This window comes from Nitrospirales bacterium, assembly GCA_031315865.1.
Classification (GTDB): Bacteria; Nitrospirota; Nitrospiria; order Nitrospirales; family UBA8639; genus JAGQKC01.
Genome location: JALDRJ010000002.1, coordinates 214,863 through 234,613 on the forward strand (window position 1 = coordinate 214,863; position 19,751 = coordinate 234,613).

The 19,751-nt window shown below is 51.9% G+C and carries 12 protein-coding genes; 7 read left to right on the forward strand and 5 right to left on the reverse strand.

Features of this window, described 5'->3' with window-relative positions; translation table 11 throughout:
- Positions 1–227 precede the first annotated feature (227 nt).
- Positions 228–1,592, reverse strand: a complete 1,365-nt coding sequence (locus tag MRJ96_01015) for a hypothetical protein (protein ID MDR4500022.1) — start codon at positions 1,590–1,592, stop codon at positions 228–230.
- Between the two features lie 127 nt (positions 1,593–1,719).
- Positions 1,720–3,324, reverse strand: coding sequence for a PhoX family protein (locus tag MRJ96_01020; protein MDR4500023.1), 1,605 nt, complete (start codon positions 3,322–3,324; stop codon positions 1,720–1,722).
- A 757-nt stretch (positions 3,325–4,081) separates the two neighbouring features.
- Between MRJ96_01020 and MRJ96_01025 the strand changes: the two genes are divergently transcribed.
- The 5 genes from MRJ96_01025 to MRJ96_01045 all read left to right on the forward strand — a co-directional run bounded on the left by MRJ96_01025 (position 4,082) and on the right by MRJ96_01045 (position 11,943).
- Positions 4,082–6,559 (forward strand): hypothetical protein, encoded by a 2,478-nt coding sequence (locus MRJ96_01025; GenBank protein ID MDR4500024.1) that lies wholly within the window; start codon positions 4,082–4,084, stop codon positions 6,557–6,559.
- Complete coding sequence (locus MRJ96_01030) at positions 6,531–7,568, forward strand: phosphatidylserine decarboxylase (GenBank protein ID MDR4500025.1); 1,038 nt, start codon at positions 6,531–6,533, stop codon at positions 7,566–7,568. The genes MRJ96_01025 and MRJ96_01030 overlap by 29 nt, the downstream gene beginning before the upstream one ends.
- Before the next feature lie 12 nt (positions 7,569–7,580).
- Positions 7,581–8,630: a prolipoprotein diacylglyceryl transferase gene (locus MRJ96_01035; GenBank protein ID MDR4500026.1), complete on the forward strand. Its 1,050-nt coding sequence runs from the start codon at positions 7,581–7,583 to the stop codon at positions 8,628–8,630.
- On the forward strand, positions 8,608–9,351 hold the full coding sequence (locus MRJ96_01040; GenBank protein ID MDR4500027.1) for a tetratricopeptide repeat protein: 744 nt from the start codon (positions 8,608–8,610) through the stop codon (positions 9,349–9,351). The genes MRJ96_01035 and MRJ96_01040 overlap by 23 nt, the downstream gene beginning before the upstream one ends.
- A gap of 213 nt (positions 9,352–9,564) precedes the next feature.
- A complete protein-coding gene (locus MRJ96_01045; GenBank protein ID MDR4500028.1) occupies positions 9,565–11,943 on the forward strand; it encodes an esterase-like activity of phytase family protein in 2,379 nt (792 codons plus the stop codon).
- A gap of 790 nt (positions 11,944–12,733) precedes the next feature.
- On the opposite strand, the gene MRJ96_01050 is transcribed toward MRJ96_01045, so the two are convergent.
- Entirely contained in the window at positions 12,734–13,540 is an 807-nt protein-coding gene (locus MRJ96_01050; GenBank protein ID MDR4500029.1) for a hypothetical protein, read from the reverse strand.
- Between the two features lie 14 nt (positions 13,541–13,554).
- Complete coding sequence (locus MRJ96_01055) at positions 13,555–14,625, reverse strand: DUF839 domain-containing protein (GenBank protein MDR4500030.1); 1,071 nt, start codon at positions 14,623–14,625, stop codon at positions 13,555–13,557.
- 489 nt (positions 14,626–15,114) lie between these two features.
- Between MRJ96_01055 and MRJ96_01060 the strand changes: the two genes are divergently transcribed.
- Positions 15,115–16,569: a CYTH and CHAD domain-containing protein gene (locus MRJ96_01060; protein MDR4500031.1), complete on the forward strand. Its 1,455-nt coding sequence runs from the start codon at positions 15,115–15,117 to the stop codon at positions 16,567–16,569.
- A gap of 49 nt (positions 16,570–16,618) precedes the next feature.
- The gene (ppk1, locus tag MRJ96_01065) at positions 16,619–18,766 is read left to right on the forward strand and encodes a polyphosphate kinase 1 (GenBank protein ID MDR4500032.1); all 2,148 of its coding nucleotides are present in this window, start codon (positions 16,619–16,621) and stop codon (positions 18,764–18,766) included.
- 13 nt (positions 18,767–18,779) lie between these two features.
- Here ppk1 and MRJ96_01070 read toward each other — a convergent pair whose 3' ends face one another.
- Complete coding sequence (locus MRJ96_01070; GenBank protein MDR4500033.1) at positions 18,780–19,694, reverse strand: alpha/beta fold hydrolase; 915 nt, start codon at positions 19,692–19,694, stop codon at positions 18,780–18,782.
- Between the last annotated feature and the right edge of the window lie 57 nt (positions 19,695–19,751).

Genomic DNA, 19,751 nt, shown 5'->3' on the forward strand with positions numbered 1-19,751 from the left:
TCCTTTCACCCACGCTCGATCACGATCTTGAGTTAGCGTACTTCCACGACGTTACAATCGTGTGTCAATCATGTAACTGATGTATCAAAAAAGAACTTTCGTTTCGCCGCGAATGGGCCTGAAGAACAGCCCCGCATAGGAGGGAACAATTGTCTTCTGGGCAGACAGTCACCTAGCAAGGTTGAAGCTGAGCGGCCCCCAACCTCGCCGGGTGACGTGATGCGCCATCAATAGTTCAAAAATTCGGTCTGTCTCCATGGACGCGAATGTGTGTGATGAATCCCGAGATTTTTGCAGTTCGCGTAGAAAGTCGTCGTCGCGGGCCAATCAGAAAAGATTCCTAACACGCCAACTTTCTGCGCCAGGACATCAATCGTCCGCAAGATATCCCCATCGTTTGTCAACGCATCGAGGATGGTTTGATAGTAAAACGTTCCGCCACCCCGCAAGACATCTTCCACGATTCGGCCGGAGCGCTCGGTCGTCCACGTGATGATCTTGAGGCCATGGGCTTTTGCCTCCTCCGCATATTGCGAGGGCTCGATCTCCCCCTGTTGATTCACCCTGAGGAGCATGGGCATCGGAGGCGCCACGATCTTGACGCCTCTGTCAGTCAAGTTCTTCAAAAATGGACCTGGATCCGGACGAGGGATAGGCCCACCATCAAGAAACACGGCCTGCTCGCCATATCGTGGCCGCTTCTTGATCCAGGTAAGGACATCGTCGAGGTTGAAGGATTGCGCAAACACACGATCGGGATGAATACCGGCTTCCCAGTACTCATCAATCATCTTCAAGGCATAGTTTTCCTGGCTGCCGAAAATGGCGATAATGTCCTCTTCATTCCCTTCTTTAAGTTCAGGAGTAAACTTGACACCCATCCGCTCGAATAGTGCGATACTGGCCTTGTGGGACAGCAAGGTGCCTCCCGTGGCATATAGATCCGTCCGGTAATCAGCGGTTCCACCAAGATACCCGGCCACAGTCGTGGCGACCGTATTAGCCGCATCCATCTTGCCTTTGAGAGATTGAAATTGCTCAAGCGTGAAATCCGAGGCACAGCACGTGATCGCTGCAGCATTCGTCAAGCGGCCTTGTGCATCAAATTCCGGCGGGACCTTACATTGGTGCCTGAGGTCTTCACGGGCGACGACATCTGTGGTCGTATGCAGGTCGCATTGCGCGTGACGGCACACCAATTCACCATCCTTCGTAAAAGTCACATCGCACTCCTGAATGCCGGCTCCCATGCGATGAGCCGCCTCGTAAGACTCTTGGGTATGTTCCGGAAATTGCATCGGTGCGCCGCGGTGACTGATTGAAAAGTCACTGCGTCGAAATGACTGTCTCTTCAGGCATTGCTTGAGTTCTCTCTTTAACTTCCCGCGTTCCATCTTTTCGACCAAATACGAAGGGCGAGGACCGAGTTGAACAGACTGCTCCCGTCTTTGGAGGGACACCTTGCTCACATCTGCATGATTCACATCTGCATGATTCACATCTGCATGAGTCACATTTGCATCGACTTCGGCCTGCATCACGAGTGTGAGCAGACCCAAGACCCAGAAACCTGTGATTGTTTGGCAACGCATCTATGTTCTCCTCTCCGTTTTTTAGCCTAAACAGCAGACTAAGTCTCTTCAAATCGGTGTCCCCCAGCCCATGAAAAATGGGCTGGGGCATTCCCGGCATGCATTGAAGTCGAATCTCTCTCAGATCTTATTGGAGATCATAATCATCCCGTTCAAAACCTCGTCTTCCGGGACGATCTTTGCCAAAATCATGTTTCCAATAGCCTCTTTTCTTAGACCCACGTTTCTTGAAACCTGGTGTTTCGAAATTTTTCTCGAAACCATGGGGAATGGTGAAGCCGGTGATCTTAAGAATATCATCCGTGGGGTAATCATCAACGGCCGGCATATTTCCATCCGCACTATGCTGAATGGAAAGATACGCGGTGGTCCCGGACGCATCAAACTCAAATCCTGTCGGTTCGGCCGATGAATCCCTCACTGACAGAATCTTCACGCATCCGTCTGTCTTGATATCTCGATCATCGCCATCCGGCAAGCAGGCGAAAATATCGCCATTGGGATTGTCTTCGATCACGTACACGATGCCCGTGATCGGCTGAATCGCAAGATTATCATGCGAATTGAAATCCGGATCTCCCTCGACGAACCGATTCACGGTCACCGTTCGCTCGTCCTCACTGGCCAATAGCGGTTCCTGGTCGACTCCACACAGCGTCTCGGCAAAATTATCCGCCCCCCGGTTACCGGTATTCGTCCAACAAAAGAGCACCCCCCGGCCTTCATACGTGGGGTCTTTGTGAAGATCTTCCGGGCGATAGTACCCCGTTGCACCGAGTTGATCCGCATCGGTAGGGGCATTGTTCGCGCTCACCGGCAACCAGACACCGTTACCGATTTCACATCCCTGCCCAAATTGCTGCGCATCATCTCGACAGGAAATTTGAAGCGCATAGACATTGCCCGATACGAAAGGCGAGCTCGCCAAGCTGCTGATCACAGCGCCATGAGTGTGCGGATTGTCAGGGATGAACTTATAGATCGCTCCCCCATCCGTATCTTCCATATCGGTCCCGGGACGAAGCTCATCACCTAAAATCACAACCCCCTCGTCCAAGACGGTCAACCCTTCCCAGCGCAAGGTCGGAAGGGCGGTTCGTTTCACGACAAAATCATGATCTGGCATTCCGTCTGGTTGCACGATGGCTCCACTGCTTCTATCCTGAACCGTGTAATTCTCAAAGCTCAACGGGCTCATGATTTCATAGGCGCCCCCATCTGACGTTTCTTCAGTCACCAAGTAGGTCCCCCAGGACGTCCGTCGAATCCCATCACAACGGTTCATTCCTCGAAGAATGGTTCGAACGGCCCCATTATCCAATTGGACAGTTTGGACAGCCGGGTTATATTTAGTCATTCCACTACTCAAGCTCCCAATTTCCTCGCGCCCCCCCTCAATACAAAAAACGAGGTGCGTAGGATTGTCGGCATCAGGGTAGAACGCGAACATGTCAGCCAGGTTTCCAGCTTCACGTGTGACATATTCCACCTCAAGTCCTCTGGCTATCTTGACTTGAGCGTTCGCTGCCTGCCCGACCTCTCGATATTCACCGACCGTAGACGGAGCTGAATCTTGTATTGGTTTCACCACTCCAAATAATTCTAATGATCGCTTCTGCAACAGCTTTTCGACGTATTCCCCGAAATCCATCGCCAACGCCGCCTGTCCTCCAAGTAATGTGGTGACAAAGCTCAAGGCCCCGAATGTCTTAAGAAGTGAGCGTCCTTTCATGGTATTCCTCCTGAATTTCGTTGATTGAAGTGATTCATGGTTAGGCTGCGATTTCCTTTGTGACCACTTGACTGCTGATTCCTTCCAGGATTCGACCCTCTGCGGTGTCGATCACGAACCTCGCCCTGGAAAGTCTCCTGACTGTGTTCCTTTTATTTGAAAGTCCCCGGTTACCACCCCCTTTCTTGACGAAACAGAATCCATTGAAATGAAGAACGAATATATTTTGATGAGACGACAACGAAGAAAGCGTAATGAAGTGATATTACGACCGGGTTTCTTCCCATGTGCCATCGCGTAAAGATCGTGTGACGTTTCCCCTATCGAATAAATCCAGAGCCTTCTCTCGTCACCGAATGAGAGATGTCGTACTCCAATCCCCTTCTCGCCTTTGTCGCGTCGGATGAGCGCATCGTAAAGACACTCGCCTTTACGGGCGGGACTTATAAGAATGATGCGTCATGAAAAAAGGGGAAGGCCTGCGGAACGGACATACCGCGCTGCGCTCAACCGGACACGGGGTATGCCATTACGCTGTCAATCGGATGGAGGTTGAATCGTCAAAACGGAGTCAGACCGACCTTCAATGGGCAGACGTTATTTACATATTATTAGCGATGAAGTAACGGCTCGGTAACACTGAATACCGATGAATCGTGGTAGATTGATCACCAGCCATCTATGCGAATACACGCGAAGGGATGATGGAGGAGAAAACGATAGTGACGTGTATCTTTTAACGATCGAAGGAGGACGATTGAGTTCCCACCAAAACAACATCTTTCCTGATACCTGTGACCACCAATCAGTCTTTTCTCAGGACGAACACATTCGAATACTTGATGAGTTTCTCAAGGCATCAATCGCCCAACATTCCACGGCAAGCGCTCGCGCTGGCTCGCTCCCTTTTCACGCGTACGATATTACCGCGGGAACAGAGAACGAATACCAGGCCGTCGTGATCGGGGACAAACATTCCGTTGATTTGCCCATCAGCTTAGAATCTTCGAATTTTTTCAAAAACATCGTCAGACAATCATGTTCCGGTTTGTCTTCGCGATCGGTGGTGACGGAACTCGAACAATTCCTGGATCAGTCCGCTCACACCGTCTGGGAAAATTCATGGGTCCGTTTTCCCCTCAGACGTTTGAGCCATTTCGCCCATCAAGTCCTTCAGCATGATCTGCTGGCCGACAAAAAACAGGCCGCGGGCCCTCGGCGAAGCGATATCGGTAAATTCGTGTTTTCGACACATGGAGAAGACTGGCTCCGCGTCCCGATCAGCTATGTACTCCGTTTGGCGTTAGCTGATGTCATCAGCGCGGCACCGCATCCCCACCACCTGATCCGTCAGGTTGGAGAGCAGCTGATGAATCATTATTTAAACGACAACACGTCTCCCGAAACGTTCAGTTTTTACGTCATCGAAATGAGTCCGAAACAGACCATGGGGCGTGCCGTGGGACGGGAGGCTTCGAAACGATATCTCCTGAGTCAACTGCTGGTCATGTATGCCAACCAAAAGTTTGACCTGCTCAAGAACGGGCAGCGGGCCATGATTTATTTTGCCCCACACCCTCCTATCCAGCAGAAGACCCTGAATCGTCTCATCTCGGACTCCTATTACCGGGATTTGTTCATGAATCCATGTTTGTCAGGGTGGGATAGCGGTGAAGACAAGCATCATTATATGGCCCTCTGTCACCAGGTGCTTTCTCGCAGCCACGTCAACGCCATCGCCAAGTTAAAAAACGCCGGCATTATCAAACGCAATTTAGTGACCTTACCCACACCATCAAACATCAGTCTGGCCAATAACGGCACCCACATCAGTTTAGGCAGTCGAACCCTGACAGCCATGCTGAACCAATCCCCCAATTCTGGTTTATCGACGGGCGAAAAATACGTCGGGGATTTAGTCATTAAGATCGTCGAACATTTCCTTCCTCTTTTTGTCGGCACCTATAGCGCCGCCCCCTATCGATTGGACTTTTGGGACTTTCATCCTGAACAAGTCCTGGGTTTTCTCGCTCACGAGTTGGATCACACCTATCTGCAACTACTCTGGCAACGGTGGAAACGCAAGGCGGGATTAAAAATTCTTGGAACCCCCCTGACCCCTATCGGCCCTCTATGGATGGATAAATTGCTCAGCAAGCACTTCGGACTGAAGGGCGACTTTATCCCGGACTTTCGATTAATCGATTATCTGGTCGTCCTGCCGAGTACCGACCAATGCCCGGCCCTTGACGGGACGCTCGGCAATGACCTTCGCCTCAAACGGGACCTTGGCGAGCTGGGGATTTACGATGAACGCATGTCGCTGTACCTCCTGTACAAGCTCCGTGCCTGTTCGGAACGAGGGTTTTCAGGATTCGAGGGACGTTATTATAGTTTGTTCGAAAGTTTACTGGACGACATGGCCGAAGCGGCCGATCTTCAAGCTCTCCTGACGGCTCTGGCTTTTCGATACATCTATCAATACGAAGTGACGCACGCGCATATTCCCGACACGCCTTCCATCGAGAGCGAACGGCGTCAACTGTTCTTTGGAGCTGCCTTGCACGTTCCAACCTTCTACGTGCGCGCAGACTCCCGAAATCTCTTTTTAAAGAAAATCCTGTCAAAAATGAGCAAGATCCGCTTGAGTCACCGGTTCCCCGAATACATCCGCGCCCATCACCATGAGTATCGACGAGCGCTGTTGTCCATTCTCCGCGAAGATGCTCAGGATCTCGTCGAACAATTCGGGTTGGGGGATTTTCTTGATCGGTTGGCCGCCAGACTCGAATCTCCATCAGAATGTTCCACCTTTGGAAAGTTAACCAAGGGCATTCAGGAACAAGCGGGCGTTTCCTCACCGCTCAAATTATCTGGAGAGGAATGCAACGCCGCGGCCGAAGCCTATTACCGGACCACCTTGAGAACTCGGCATATGCAAGAAGGGCTCGCGTGTTTGCGTGAGGATTGCCAGCGATTGGACTCCGACCCAAACCCGAAACTCGATCCGATAAGGCGCATGGCACGAAGTGCCCTGGGAACATCGCGAACCACTACGGAATTTCTCGATTCGATCCGGATGGATATTCTCGAAGAATCTGCAAGTCTTACGAATATCACCAAGCTCATTCGATTCACACTGCTCACGGTCCATCTTGATATGGATTCACATTCTGAGTCGACTTCACCTTCACCGGCACCGACCCATGAGCCCCATTGCACATCAGTACATTGATCGACAGACCGCTCATGTGATCACGGAGCGTTTTTTTGGCGACCGCATGGTCAATACTCTCTACTCCTCAGCGCGGGAGAGAGCGCCAGAATTATTTCACGCCCTCACGTCTTTTCGAACCTCACAACTCTTGAGTTATTGGACCTACGATTCGAGAGTCATGGCCAAATTCAGCGGCATGAGTCGTTTCACCAGATCATTAGGGATTGACCTGAGCGAGTGCCTGGACCCTCCATCCACTTTGAACACGCCACGAAAAGTCTTTGAGCGAAAAATTCGCTATTGGGATGTCCGCCCGATGGATGACGCCCAGTCTACAGTCGTCTCGCCCGCGGACGCGCGTGTGTTGTTCGGCTCGTTTGCATCCTCGTCCATGTTGTTTCTCAAAGGAAAGTTTTTTGATTTCGTCGACTTACTCGGACAGGACAAACCCCTATGGAGGCATGCGTTTCAGGACGGCGATTACGCGATTTTTCGATTAACGCCCGATAAGTATCATTACAATCATGCACCTGTCAGCGGGACGGTCATCGACAGTTACGAAATTCCAGGATGCTATCACTCATGCAATCCGGGCCCGGTCATTTCCCTGGCCACGCCTTTTTCAAAAAATAAACGAACCGTCACCATCATAGACACGGACGTCCCCGACGGATCACAAGTTGGACTTGTGGCCATGATTGAGATCGTGGCCTTGATGATCGGGACGATCGTGCAATGTTATAGCGAGCACAGGTATGACGACCCACAGGACATGTCGAAGGGATTGTTCATGAAAAAAGGGCAACCCAAAAGCCTGTATCGTCCCGGGAGTTCCACGGATGTTCTGATCTTCCAAAAACACCGCATAACACCCTGCAAGGATTTGATCGAAAACATGCATCGTCAGGATGTCCGGAGTCGATATTCTCTGGGGTTTGGACAACCGCTTGTCGAAACCGACATCACCGCACGATCAACGATCGCCACGGCCTACGAAAGCAAGGCGTATGGACAGGCTTCACGCTAAACAGAGGACCCCGTGGACAATTTCCAGTTTCTTGTGATTTTCTCCGTCACGCTCGTCTTGTTGTTCATGGGAGCATTTCGTTGGCTGCCACAGGAACAATGGCAAATGCTGGCCACTCTCCCCACGAGTAAAGCCAATCAGACAACCTGGAGAGGATTGAATCTTACCTATTACGGGTTCCTCACAGCCTGCGCTGTCTCATTCGCCGTGGGCCTGTTTTTCATATTGATGGGAACCCTCAGCATCTCAATCAGCGCGACCGTTCAATTGGCGGCTATCCTGTTGGGCATCACGGTGCCAATGGCCAAATTGATCGCCAAATACGTTGAGAAGAAACCCCATACGTTTACGATCGGAGGCTCTTCATTCGTCGGCATCGTTCTCGCCCCTTTGGCTATCTTCTTTCTGAACTGGGTCCACGCCCCATCGTCCGCAGGAATCCCTCTGATGCCGGCCCTGGCAAGCCTATGGATCTCCTTCGCCTTCGGTGAAGGACTGGGAAGGCTGGCCTGCCTCAGTTTTGGCTGTTGCTACGGAAAACCCCTGCATTCCTGTCACCCGTTTGTTCAAAAATTCTTCGCACGAATACATGTTCGATTTACAGGAATGACCAAAAAAGCTGCCTATGAGTCAGGCTTGGAATCGATCCCCCTCCTCCCCATTCAAGCCCTGACCGCGATGGTCAATACGATCGCGGGATTCATCGGATTGATACTCTTCCTCAATACGCAATTCACGCTGGCCATCATCGAAACCACCGTCGTGACGCAAGGCTGGCGAGTCATCTCAGAATTCATGAGGGCTGACCACCGGGGACAGCGAACGTTTTCCGCGTATCAACTCATGGCCCTGCTCTCCATCGCCTATTCACTCAGCCTCCTTCCCTTGTGGCCGAGTCCGTCAACCACGAAACCTTCTATCTTCGATGGTCTGACGATGGTGTGGAACCCGGCCTTCGTCCTTTCGCTTCAAATTTTGTGGATGAGTATCTTTCTCTTCACCGGTAGAAGTCAGGTCACGCATTCCACGATTGAATTTTATGTCCGTAAAGACCGGATTTAACTCGTTGGTAATCACGGGCATCGTGATGTTTTCCTGGATGTGTGTCTGGCAACCGACAGTGGCCTGGCCCCAACGGGATAGCATTCCCGAGGGTTATCCAGAGTCGCTTCGAAAGGATCTGACTTCACTGTTCGTGAAGCAGGCCCACAACCCGGACGACATCCACGTGTTACTGGCGTTGTCTGAAGTCCATCTCAGCATGGGCGACGATTTACTGACGAAGAAGAACGAGCGTCTGTCTGCCTACGAGATGGGCGTGAAGTATGCACAACAAGCCCTGGCCATCCAACCAGAGAATGCCGAAGCACATTTCTTGTACGCGGCCAACCTTGGGAACGCGACGCAAATCAAAGGGTACGCCGCAGGGATGATGAATGTCGGTGAAATCCTCTCTCATGTCCGGACAGCTCTTGCGCTCGCCCCCAACCATGCTCCAGCACATCAAATGCTCGGAGGCTTACTGGCGGAGCTTCCATGGATGCTGGGTGGAGACGTGGAGGACGCGCAAGCACATCTCGAGAAAGCCATCGCAATCGATGAACAGTACACCAATGCCAGAATTCTGTTGGCCAAACTTTTCATCAAACAAGACAAGCTCCAAGCGGCTCGCGACCAGCTACTGGCCGTGATTCACGCTCCGACTCCCCATTACCCCTACACCTGGAAAAATCAATTCCTTCCCGAAGCCCAGGCACTCCTGAAGACGATCGCCGATCATTAAACGCGTGATCGACGGGTCTTCATCAACCCGCACGAGAGCCGATCGCTTCAATCAAAAAGTTAACAGCAATGTAATTGCAGCGTAACCAAACGACTGCGTGGGATTGCTATAACGTCATGGTACGGGCTCAATCATGAACATGTTGTGCAATCCCAGTCGTCTACCCAATAGAGAACACGTCAACCAATGACCATCGTTAGTTAAGGAGGGAACATGCCAATCTTTCAGTCTCACCTAAAGACTGTTCGGAGAAAAGGACAGGTACTCATGGGAGTCAGCCTGATGCTGGCGTCTATTCTACTTCTAGTCACGGCCGGGGCTCATGGAAAATGGAAAAACCCAGAAGGACATTCCGCTGGTCTGTTCCGCCACATCGGCACATTCGATGTGATGGCAGGCAACGGCTCCGGGGTGGCGGAAATCATCGATTTCAGCGAGGATGGCAGGCAACTGATTTACACTGACGCAGAGACCGAATCGATCGGATTTGTCGACATCGCCGACCCTTCGCAACCGACCGGACAAGGTATCGTTAGAGTAGACGGCGAGCCCACCAGCCTGGTCATTCTCGGACCATGGGTTCTCGTCGGGGTGAACACTTCTGGTGGCGACTTCGACAATCCTACGGGGAAACTTGTGGTCGTGAATCGCCATACCCATCACATCGTGGCCACCCACGAACTTGGCGGACAACCTGACTCCATTGCTCTGGCTCCCGATCATCAACGGGCGGCCATTGTCATCGAAAATGAACGCGATGAGGATCAGAGCGACGGTCTTATCGACCCACCGCAGCTTCCGTCTGGGAAACTTCTCATCGTCCGCCTCAATGGGCACCCGAAGAACTGGAGCTTTACTGAGGCTGATTTGTCCCCTGTGGCGGCGACCTCGTTCGCGGGCGCTGACCTTGAACCTGAATTCGTCGACATCAATAAACAGAACGAAGCAGTGGTGTCTTTCCAAGAGAACAATCACTTGGCTGTCATCAACCTGAAAACGGGGAAAGTCATCAACCATTTTTCGGCCGGGTCTGTCGCCCTGAACAATGTCGACACCGAAGAGGAGGGCCTGATCCAACTGGATACCCATATCACGAAACGCCGGGAGCCCGATGCCGTGGCGTGGATCGACCACGACTCGTTCGCGACCGCCAATGAAGGCGATTACGAAGACGAATCCGGCGAGGAGGGCGGCAGCCGCGGGTTTACGATCTTCAACCAAGATGGAACGGTCGAATTCGAATCGGCCGAGTCATTTGAGCATTGGTTGGTTCGCGCCGGCCATTATCTCGATGGCCGATCGGAAAACAAGGGCTGTGAACCCGAAGCTGTCGAGTCCGAGACATTCGGACACCGCACGCTCCTTTTCGTGGGCTCGGAACGATGTAACGCCGTCGGCGTGTACGATGTCACGACCGGCTCGCCTGAACCGCTTCAATTGCTCCCAACCGGAATGGGACCGGAAGGACTGAAAGCATTCTCGAAGAATACACCTCAAATATTTTGGAAAAAAGTTTGGCGCACGCCGGGGGACAAGAGGCCATTCAGAAAACTGTTCACAAAACAGCACCTGTTCGCGGCTTCCACGGAATCCGAAGAGGCAGGGGATGGGATTCCGACCATGATTACCCTCTACCACTTAGATGACGGGCCCGCCTCCTACCCCATGATCGTTTCTGGCGATGACAGCAACGGATTACCCATACCGTGGGTCGCACTCTCCGGCCTGGTTGGAGACCCGACAGACGCGCATATTCTCTACGCCGTGAGCGACGCCTTCCTTGCCGAAGGATTTATTTACAAGATAGACGCTTCAAGACAACCAGCGGCGATCGTTGAACGTCTTCAGATCACCGGCGCAAGCGCGACACTCGACCCCGAAAGCATCGCCATCGGACCAGACGGCCATTTCTGGGTAGGAAGCGAGGGCAATGACAGTTCACGCCCCAATCTGGTCTTGAAGATCGATTCCAGCACCGGCGCCGTCCTGAATGAGATAACACTTCCGGCCGACTTAGTGGACATGAGACGGGGAAATGGAATCGAAGGCATCGCCGTAACCGGCACAGCCGGGGCGGAATTCGTGTATGTGGCGATTCAACGGGCGTGGCCGAATGAAGGCGATACCGACAAAGTAAACACCAAGATCGGTCGTTATCAGGTCGCCACCGGCGATTGGGGATTTGTTCACTATCCGCTCGAACCGGAAGGAGTGGGCGACTGGATTGGTCTTTCAGAGCTGACGCTTCTGCCCAACGGAGCCTTCGCCGTTATTGAACGGGATAAAGGCTGGGGACCGACGACAGGATTCAACGCGGAACTCAAGGCCATTTATGGTGTCGATCTAGCCACTGCTGAGTTCCGGGCTTTTGATGATCCGAGCGGTCTCGTGACGATCGGCAAATCTCTCTTGCGGGACGTGTTGCCCGACCTCGAAGCTGTCAGCATCTGGACGGCGGAAAAGCTGGAAGGGCTCGCGGTCACGGCTGATGGTCAGGTCTATATCGTGACCGATAATGATGGGGTCGATGGCGCGACCGGAGAAACGATTTTCCTGAACCTTGGGGATTGGGAAACCGCTTTTGCCCTCTAGAGCGACAGGTCGGGGATTATCCGGGCAACGTGAAAACATCCAATGCGCTGCCCGTGAAACAGCAATCGTTAACAGTTTTGTGATGTGAGCATAACAGCACCGACATATCATCCCTGTATCCTACAAGACAAGATGATATTTTCATCGACAACCCGTTCACCAATACTTCTGTATGATTATTGAGAAATCGAATCATCAAGTCTCCATTCCGAAAGCCGGCGCTCATTCCTGCCCACGTTGTCAGGGCTTTATCGTTAGGGAAGAATTTTGCGATGTTCACGATTCCTGTCAGCCATTATGGGTGAGTGGCATTCGATGTACCAACTGCGGGTTCATCGGAGACCCTCTCATCCAACGCCATCAAAAACTCTTACAGCAAAATACAACGTTTCCTCAACCCCGCCGACGCCGGGGATATCAACGAATGAACCCTATTCGAAAAGGCTCAGCCCCACTTCGGAATTGACACACAATGAAGGTTCTGACGGAACACCGGTGAGCACGCAAATCATCAACCGATACCCAGCCTGTCACGCAGAAGCTCAACTGGGGAAGGTCGGCTCCATCGTTCTTGCTTTTAAGGTGATAATCTTGAATGGTGCCTTCATGGTCTTCTTCACCAATCTCGTATCAACCTTGAGGCAAGACATCGTCATGTTTCGCTGTCTCTACCCGGAATGGCGAGACTCGCCCACTCGCCAAGATCGGATCTCGCCAGCGTCGATCACCCGTGCCGCGACAGAAGAAACGACAATGCCGACCTTCCCTTCCTCTTCGTCGCCACACACGTTCAAAATCCTAAGTCATGACTAAGTCGATCGACCAATTCAACGTTTCCGAATAGCACATCAACTTTGCCCCTCGAATTCGAGGGGCGCGATAGCATCGCGCCTCCAGCTTCTTCCACGAGAACGTAAGTTGCCAGCACATCCCATGGATTCAAATCAGGGTCAAACATCACATCGACCGAACCTTGCGCCACTAACCCATGCCCGAAACAGTCGGTATAGCCGCGCAAACACGAACAGAGTTCTCCGAGCCGGTGGTAGACGCCCTCACATTTCGCCTGTACAAATTGAAGCGGATCACCCACCGAAACGATGGCATCTTCCAACTTCGATGTTGACGAAATGGTGATTTTCTTGTCGTCACACCAACTGCCAAACCCTCGAGCCGCCGAATAGGTCGTACCTAACGCCGGCAGATGGATCACTCCGACTAACGCCCGGTGAAAAATCGTATCTTCAAGCGCGACAATCGTGCCAAATAGAGGAATCCCACGGACGAAGGACCGGGTTCCGTCAATCGGATCAATCGTCCATCGGAACCGGGCTCCCGTTCCTTCCAAGCCATGTTCTTCTCCGAGAATATCAATCACGTTCCCTGATGAATGTGCGGCCAATGTCTCTCTGATGTAACGCTCAGCTTCTTTATCGGCCTGTGTCACTGGAGAGGAATCGGCTTTTCGTTCGACGGGTAAATTCTCTTGGTGGAAATAACGCAGAATAACCTCAGCCGGACCTCGTGCCGCATCGATCGCCAACTGCAGCAACTCGGCCAGATCAGTATGAGGAGGGATGTCTAATTCAGGCATCATACACAAGAAAGGCTTTATTTTGGACTGGGGATGATGAGCAATGTCATATCATTACCGTCATAGGCATGCTGAACATTCAGAAACATTCCAGGGGGGTCGACTGGCGCAATGTAGATACCCGTTGCCTCCGCACCATAGGTCGTCAATGTCGCGAACAGAAACACCGAATCGGCCACTCCATCCCGGTTATGATCTGGACTCGCAATCCAAATGTCACTCCTGCCGTCATTATCCTCGACAATATAGAGATTCCCCGAATGATCCGAGGCTAAATTATCAGGGTTCCTCAATCCATAGTCTGGTTCGACATCTTCAGGGCTCATATTGGTATTGATACCCGCATATTCGGTGATGACGGGAGAATCGGTATTGATCGGAATTTGAAACACCGTATTCGTCGTGGTGGTCGAAACGTAGACATTGTCTCCGATGATTTCCAAGTCTTCAGGTCTACAAAAATCCGTGGCCTGTGCTTCTGACGCTGCAGACCGCGCATCATACGTTGGATCGGTCACGACACCGTCACGACCTGGAATGAGCGGTATCCATTGAGCCTGACCCGTTGGAGTATATCCGACCCCGGTGCGTTCTGAACACACCGTCACTTCATCAGACAGAACCTGCAAGGCAAAGAGTTGACCAGATGCCAGACGGCCATACTCGTCAGGCACAAATTTATAGATGGATCCTCCATCATATTCATCAACGACAAAAACGTTCCCTTCCTCCGTCACGGCAATACCTTCATGCGACATCCGCCCAAGCTGAGGACGATCAACACAAGATAGCTCCATGCCATTCACCTTGCATTCAAAGAGCCGCCCGAACGCTCCGGACTCCTCCCCCACAAGGAGAGTCCCCCAAGGTGTCCATTCGATACCATCCAGTCTGCTCCAGCCGCCAAATTGACGGCCTTCATGAATCGATGTTTGACCGGTCTTTAAATCAATGATCGATATGGCCGCTTGGCCTTCACCGGTTTCATGAGTTCGGTAAAGATACCGGCCGATCGCTGGACCGGATTCATTCATCGTATTCATATCCGTTTGATCACTCCCGGAAGGAAGCACATCAAGGGTCACCATCGAATTTGCACAAATCGGTCGTTCCTGAACGACGATCGACTGTGTGAACCCATGGGGTAAATTCAGAGGAGCACATGGAGGCAATTTGCTTGATTGGACAGAATTTGAAAGCGAGGAAAGGCTCCAGGAGTTTGATGTTGGATTTTCCGCCAACGCAGGTGAGAACATGAACAAAGACAGAGCAGAGGTAGTCAGGACCGATATCACGCTATGCAGAATATTCATACGCAACGTCCCATACGCCAGACATGAAACTATGAGTAACATAATACGTGAAAAATCGACCATTTACAGTGGTGATTTAACGAAACGAGTTTCATGCATTGTAACAGTCCACCGTTTAACATGAGTATTCAGTTCCAACTGATTGCCCCCTGAAGTTTGACTAAAAAACTTCACACTTTTACCATAAGACCATATGGTACACTTGATCTCTTCTTCATATTTTCTCTTTATCCATCTTTAGGTAAAAGCAGATGCCATAGGTCCATGCCTCCCTGTCCTCCTAAGCACAATCTTGCACTCGAAGTGAAGCTATCCCCCCCGGCAGACTTTCAAATCCCTCAGCGATTCACCAACAACCCGCGACCTGCTCGCCGGTTCACATCCACATACTACGATACCAAAGACCATCGTCTCGCTCGCTTGGGAATGATTCTTCGACGTCGCGTCGAACGAAGCCGAGGCACTTGGCAGCTCACGTTACCGACAGCTCAAGCCAGAAGAGCAATCGAAATTCCCAAAGGCTCGCTCAGACTTCCTGATGAACTCGCCGATCTACTCTTTGCATTCTTGAGAGGCCGTGAACCTGTGGCCATCGCAAAGCTCCGAACCGAACGACGACCGTACCATATCATCGAACAGGAACGCGTCCTCGCCGAATTGACCGTGGATCGGGTCGCCATGCTGGAAGACCGGCATATTCGCAAGCGATTTAGCGAAATCGAGATAGAACTCGTAGACGGCACGCAGAAAAACCTCAAGGCTATCACGAATCAGCTCAAAGAACTAGGAGCGCAAAACGGAATTTTCCGCCCAACACTCTACCAGGCTCTATCCGTTGATTACCCGGACAGTCAACAGACGATCGAACAGACGGCTCCATCAGTGGAACATGTCCAGCGTACGTTTCAACAACAAGTACATGACATTTTTCGGCACGATCCCGTGACCCGTTTAGGCCAAGACCCTGAGGATCTTCATCGCATGCGCGTCGCCACCAGACGGGCTCGCGCTCTTCTTCGTACCGCTCGCCCCATTCTCGAGCCGGCATGGTGTATGGACTTGCGGAACGAAATCGGGTGGTTAACCAAGGTTCTCGGGTCCGTTCGGGACTTTGATGTCCTCCTGCAAAAACTCCGGCAAGAAACATCCACCCTGACGTCCACGGAACAAAAGCTCTTTGACGCATTACTTCTTCAATTGGAGTCCAGGCAATCAAACGTTCGCACATCCATGATCGAAACGCTTCGAGGGGAACGATACCTGGCCTTCCTGGATCGACTCATCTCAGCTTCTCAACGCATGGAGGTCATCCATTCGAATATTTCGCTCCAGACCCTCGTCGGGAAAGCATTCGACAAACTCGAAAAATCCGTCGATAATCTACCTAATGAGTACACCGATGAGGATTTGCACAACTTGCGCAAACGGGCCAAACATGTACGATATGCGGCCGAGTTGGCCGAACCATGTGTCGGCAAACCGGCAACCCGCTTTATCCGGCAAATGCGGAAATTTCAGGATCTGTTAGGCGCCCATCAGGATACCGTGATGATTGAACAGCACTTGCAACATTTCCTGCGGTCTTCACGAGGCGTCAAAACAGCCTTTACCATCGGGCTGGTCGTGGAACGCCTGCGCCGACGGCGAGCAAGACTGCGGGCTACATTTCCTCACAGATGGGGCAAACTTAAAAGACAGGGGAACCGCGTGTGGAGATAGGCTCGCCTCCTAGAGCCATTCCCTATTCACAACGGCGAATACGACACTGATGAGTAACGACACTTCCATCCAAGATTCTTCCCGGCCAACCATTGATCTTCACGACCCCAAGCTCTACCTCAATCGTGAACTGAGTTGGCTGGAATTTAATAGCCGTGTCCTTGAAGAGGCCGAAGACCAAAGCCTGCCATTGCTGGAGCGGGTCAAATTCCTGGCGATTTTTTTCAGCAATCTCGACGAATTCTTCATGGTTCGCATATCCGGACTCCGTGAACAGGTGACGAGCGGAGTCGTTGAAACGGCACCCGATGGAATGGCTCCCTCCGATCAACTCAATGCGGTGCGAGAAAAATTGCTCAAACAACTTGCGCGAGTCACCAAATGTTGGGAAAAGGACCTCTTCGACAAACTTCAGGATGCGAACATTCGGCTGTTTGCCTACGATCAACTGTCTTCTGAGCAGCGTGAAACCTTACGCCAATATTTTTCACAGGAGATCTTTCCCGCGCTGACCCCCCTGGCGTTCGATCCGTCTCACCCGTTTCCTCATATTTCCAACCTCACGCTCAATCTCGCTGTCGTCGCACAGGATCCGGAACGGGGCGAATGTTTTGCCAGAGTCAAAGTTCCGAACAATTTTCCCCGTCTCATTCGAATCCCTCAAGCCGAAAGACCAAAAAAGACCAAAAAAGGACAATCCCCTGACGACACGGCACCCTACCAGTACGTCTGGCTCGAAGATATCATCACGGCCAACCTTGACTTGCTATTCCCCGGCTTGACGATTGAAGCGTCTTACCAGTTCCGCATCACGCGAGATGCCGACTTGGCGATCGAAGAAGACGAAGCGGCAGACTTATTGTCCACGATCGAAGAACAAGTCGACATGCGTCACTTTGGGTCGGTCGTACGAATGGAATTGGCCCAGCACACGCCTGACCACATTCGCAATATTCTGGTCCGAAACCTCAAACTCGCCCCCTATCAAGTGTTCACCTACGACTTTCCACTTGGGATGTCCAATCTGATGGAATTACAGCAGATTGACCGTTCTGAGCTGAAATTCCCGATTTTCCTCCATAGTATTTCGGACCGTCTCGCCAATCGGGAGTCCATGTTTTCAGCCATTCAACAGGAAGACCAACTCCTGTTTCACCCCTACGATAACTTTCTTCCCGTCGTTGACTTCGTCCGGGAAGCGGCGAACGATCCTCACGTCCTCGCCATCAAGCAAACGCTCTACCGGGTTGGCTCGAATTCGGCGATTGTCGAAGCGCTCATGGAAGCCAGGGAAAACGGCAAACAAGTCGCGGTGCTATTCGAATTACAAGCCCGATTCGACGAAGAGAATAATATCCAGTGGGCGAGGAAGTTAGAAGACGAAGGCGTCCATGTCGTCTATGGCGTCCATGGTCTCAAAACCCATGCGAAGCTCTGCCTGGTCATCCGAAAAGAGAATGACGGGCTCAGACGCTATCTCCACCTGGGGACCGGCAATTACAATCCCATCACGAGCCGAATTTATACAGACTTTAGTTTCTTGACCTGCGATGACGCGATCGGAGCCGACGTATCGGATCTATTCAATGCGCTCACGGGGTATTCCCGCAAAGAAACCTACTCCAAGCTTCTCGTGGCTCCCCATGCGATGCGGAATGAAATTCTCCGCCGGATCGACCGTGAAATCCAACGGCATCAACAGCATGGCGACGGATACCTCGCGTTTAAAATGAATGCCCTGGTCGATCAGGACTGTATACGCGCCCTGTACCGCGCTTCCCAAGTTGGAGTCAAAATCGATCTTGTGATCCGGGGCGTATGTGGGTTGAGGCCAGACATTCCCGATGTCAGTCAGACAATCAGGGTTACTTCAATCGTGGGTCGTTTCCTCGAACATTCCCGGATGTATTATTTTCGGAATGGCGGCGACGATGAACTGTACCTGGGGAGTGCTGATTTGATGGCCAGAAACCTGGATGGGCGGGTTGAGGTGTTATTTCCTATCGAAAATCAATCCCTGAAAGAGCGTCTTGTCCAGAACGCCCTTCACATTCATGTACGGGATAACGTCAAAGCCAGACAGTTAACCTCTGACGGCACATACAATAGACTTTCCCCATCTTCGCCGGAAGAGGCGTTTGATTCACAGGAATGGTTCATAAAAAACTGGAAAGATCGGATGCTCAAGGAATCCTGACGGCCGCTTCCATTCAAGAACGTTCCACTTCCGGAATGGGCAACGTCTGTTGCCAGAATTTCACGACATGCCGTTCATACTCGCGCGGATTGGTTTCCCAACCCTTTCCATGGGGCGCTTGAACTTTCCAGAGATATTTCGGTGTTCGTGCGGCATGGTACAACGTGTCGACGGAATCGCGGGGGATGAGATCGTCCAATGTCGTATCGATCAACAATATGGGTCGCGGGCTGATGTTCGCGATGACCGAAGCCGGGTTGATTCGTTCGAAATCGACGCCTAATCGGGCTTGACAGATCTGCTTGCTCATGGTCAAAAAGGGAAATTTCGGCAAACCGACCCCTTCCTTGGCATGTTGAAACGCATAATCAATCGCACTGTTCAAATCCTTGAAAGGGCTTTCGGCGACAACACCCTTGACGGCCGGCATGTTCGCGGCCGCCAAAATGGCGGTGACCCCACCCAATGAAGTGCCTTGCACACCGATTCGTTCGGGATCGACGTCAGTCCGAGCGAGGAGATACGTGATCGCCGCTTCTACATCTTTGGTTTCCATGGCCCCGAAGGTCGAATGATCCCCTTGGCTTTCTCCTCGATACCGTAAATCAACAAGCAGAACCGAATACCCCGCCTTGTGCAAGTACGCGGCGTCAGGCAGCATCCATGCGCGTGATCCCCGCCGCCCATGGACCAAAACGATCGTCGCCCGGCTGCGTCCGGCAAAAAACCATCCGGCCAGCTGCAACCCATCCTGACTGGCAAACCGGACTTGCTGAGGCTCAGGAAGGGTGAACTGGCTGAGCAAATATTTGTCTGGAACTCGCACAGGATGAATCCCAAGCTCGCAGCCAAGCCAGCTTCCGCCGACCGTCGCACTCGTGGTCAGGAATATGATTCCCACGCTTAACCAGATAATCAATCGGCGCATCGTCTCCTCGCTCTCGCAAACCCCAGGCTCAGAAAGGCAAGAGGAATAGTATATTTT

What these genes read in the sequence shown, in the direction of transcription:
- MRJ96_01015 (MDR4500022.1), bottom strand. Translation starts at nt 1,592, where the DNA reads ATGCGTTGCCAAACAATCACAGGTTTCTGGGTCTTGGGTCTGCTCACA.
- MRJ96_01020 (MDR4500023.1), bottom strand. Translation starts at nt 3,324, where the DNA reads ATGAAAGGACGCTCACTTCTTAAGACATTCGGGGCCTTGAGCTTTGTC.
- MRJ96_01030 (MDR4500025.1), top strand. Translation starts at nt 6,531, where the DNA reads ATGAGCCCCATTGCACATCAGTACATTGATCGACAGACCGCTCATGTG.
- MRJ96_01040 (MDR4500027.1), top strand. Translation starts at nt 8,608, where the DNA reads ATGTCCGTAAAGACCGGATTTAACTCGTTGGTAATCACGGGCATCGTG.
- MRJ96_01045 (MDR4500028.1), top strand. Translation starts at nt 9,565, where the DNA reads ATGCCAATCTTTCAGTCTCACCTAAAGACTGTTCGGAGAAAAGGACAG.
- MRJ96_01050 (MDR4500029.1), bottom strand. Translation starts at nt 13,540, where the DNA reads ATGATGCCTGAATTAGACATCCCTCCTCATACTGATCTGGCCGAGTTG.
- MRJ96_01055 (MDR4500030.1), bottom strand. Translation starts at nt 14,625, where the DNA reads ATGGTGACCCTTGATGTGCTTCCTTCCGGGAGTGATCAAACGGATATG.
- MRJ96_01060 (MDR4500031.1), top strand. Translation starts at nt 15,115, where the DNA reads ATGCCTCCCTGTCCTCCTAAGCACAATCTTGCACTCGAAGTGAAGCTA.
- ppk1 (MDR4500032.1), top strand. Translation starts at nt 16,619, where the DNA reads ATGAGTAACGACACTTCCATCCAAGATTCTTCCCGGCCAACCATTGAT.
- MRJ96_01070 (MDR4500033.1), bottom strand. Translation starts at nt 19,694, where the DNA reads ATGCGCCGATTGATTATCTGGTTAAGCGTGGGAATCATATTCCTGACC.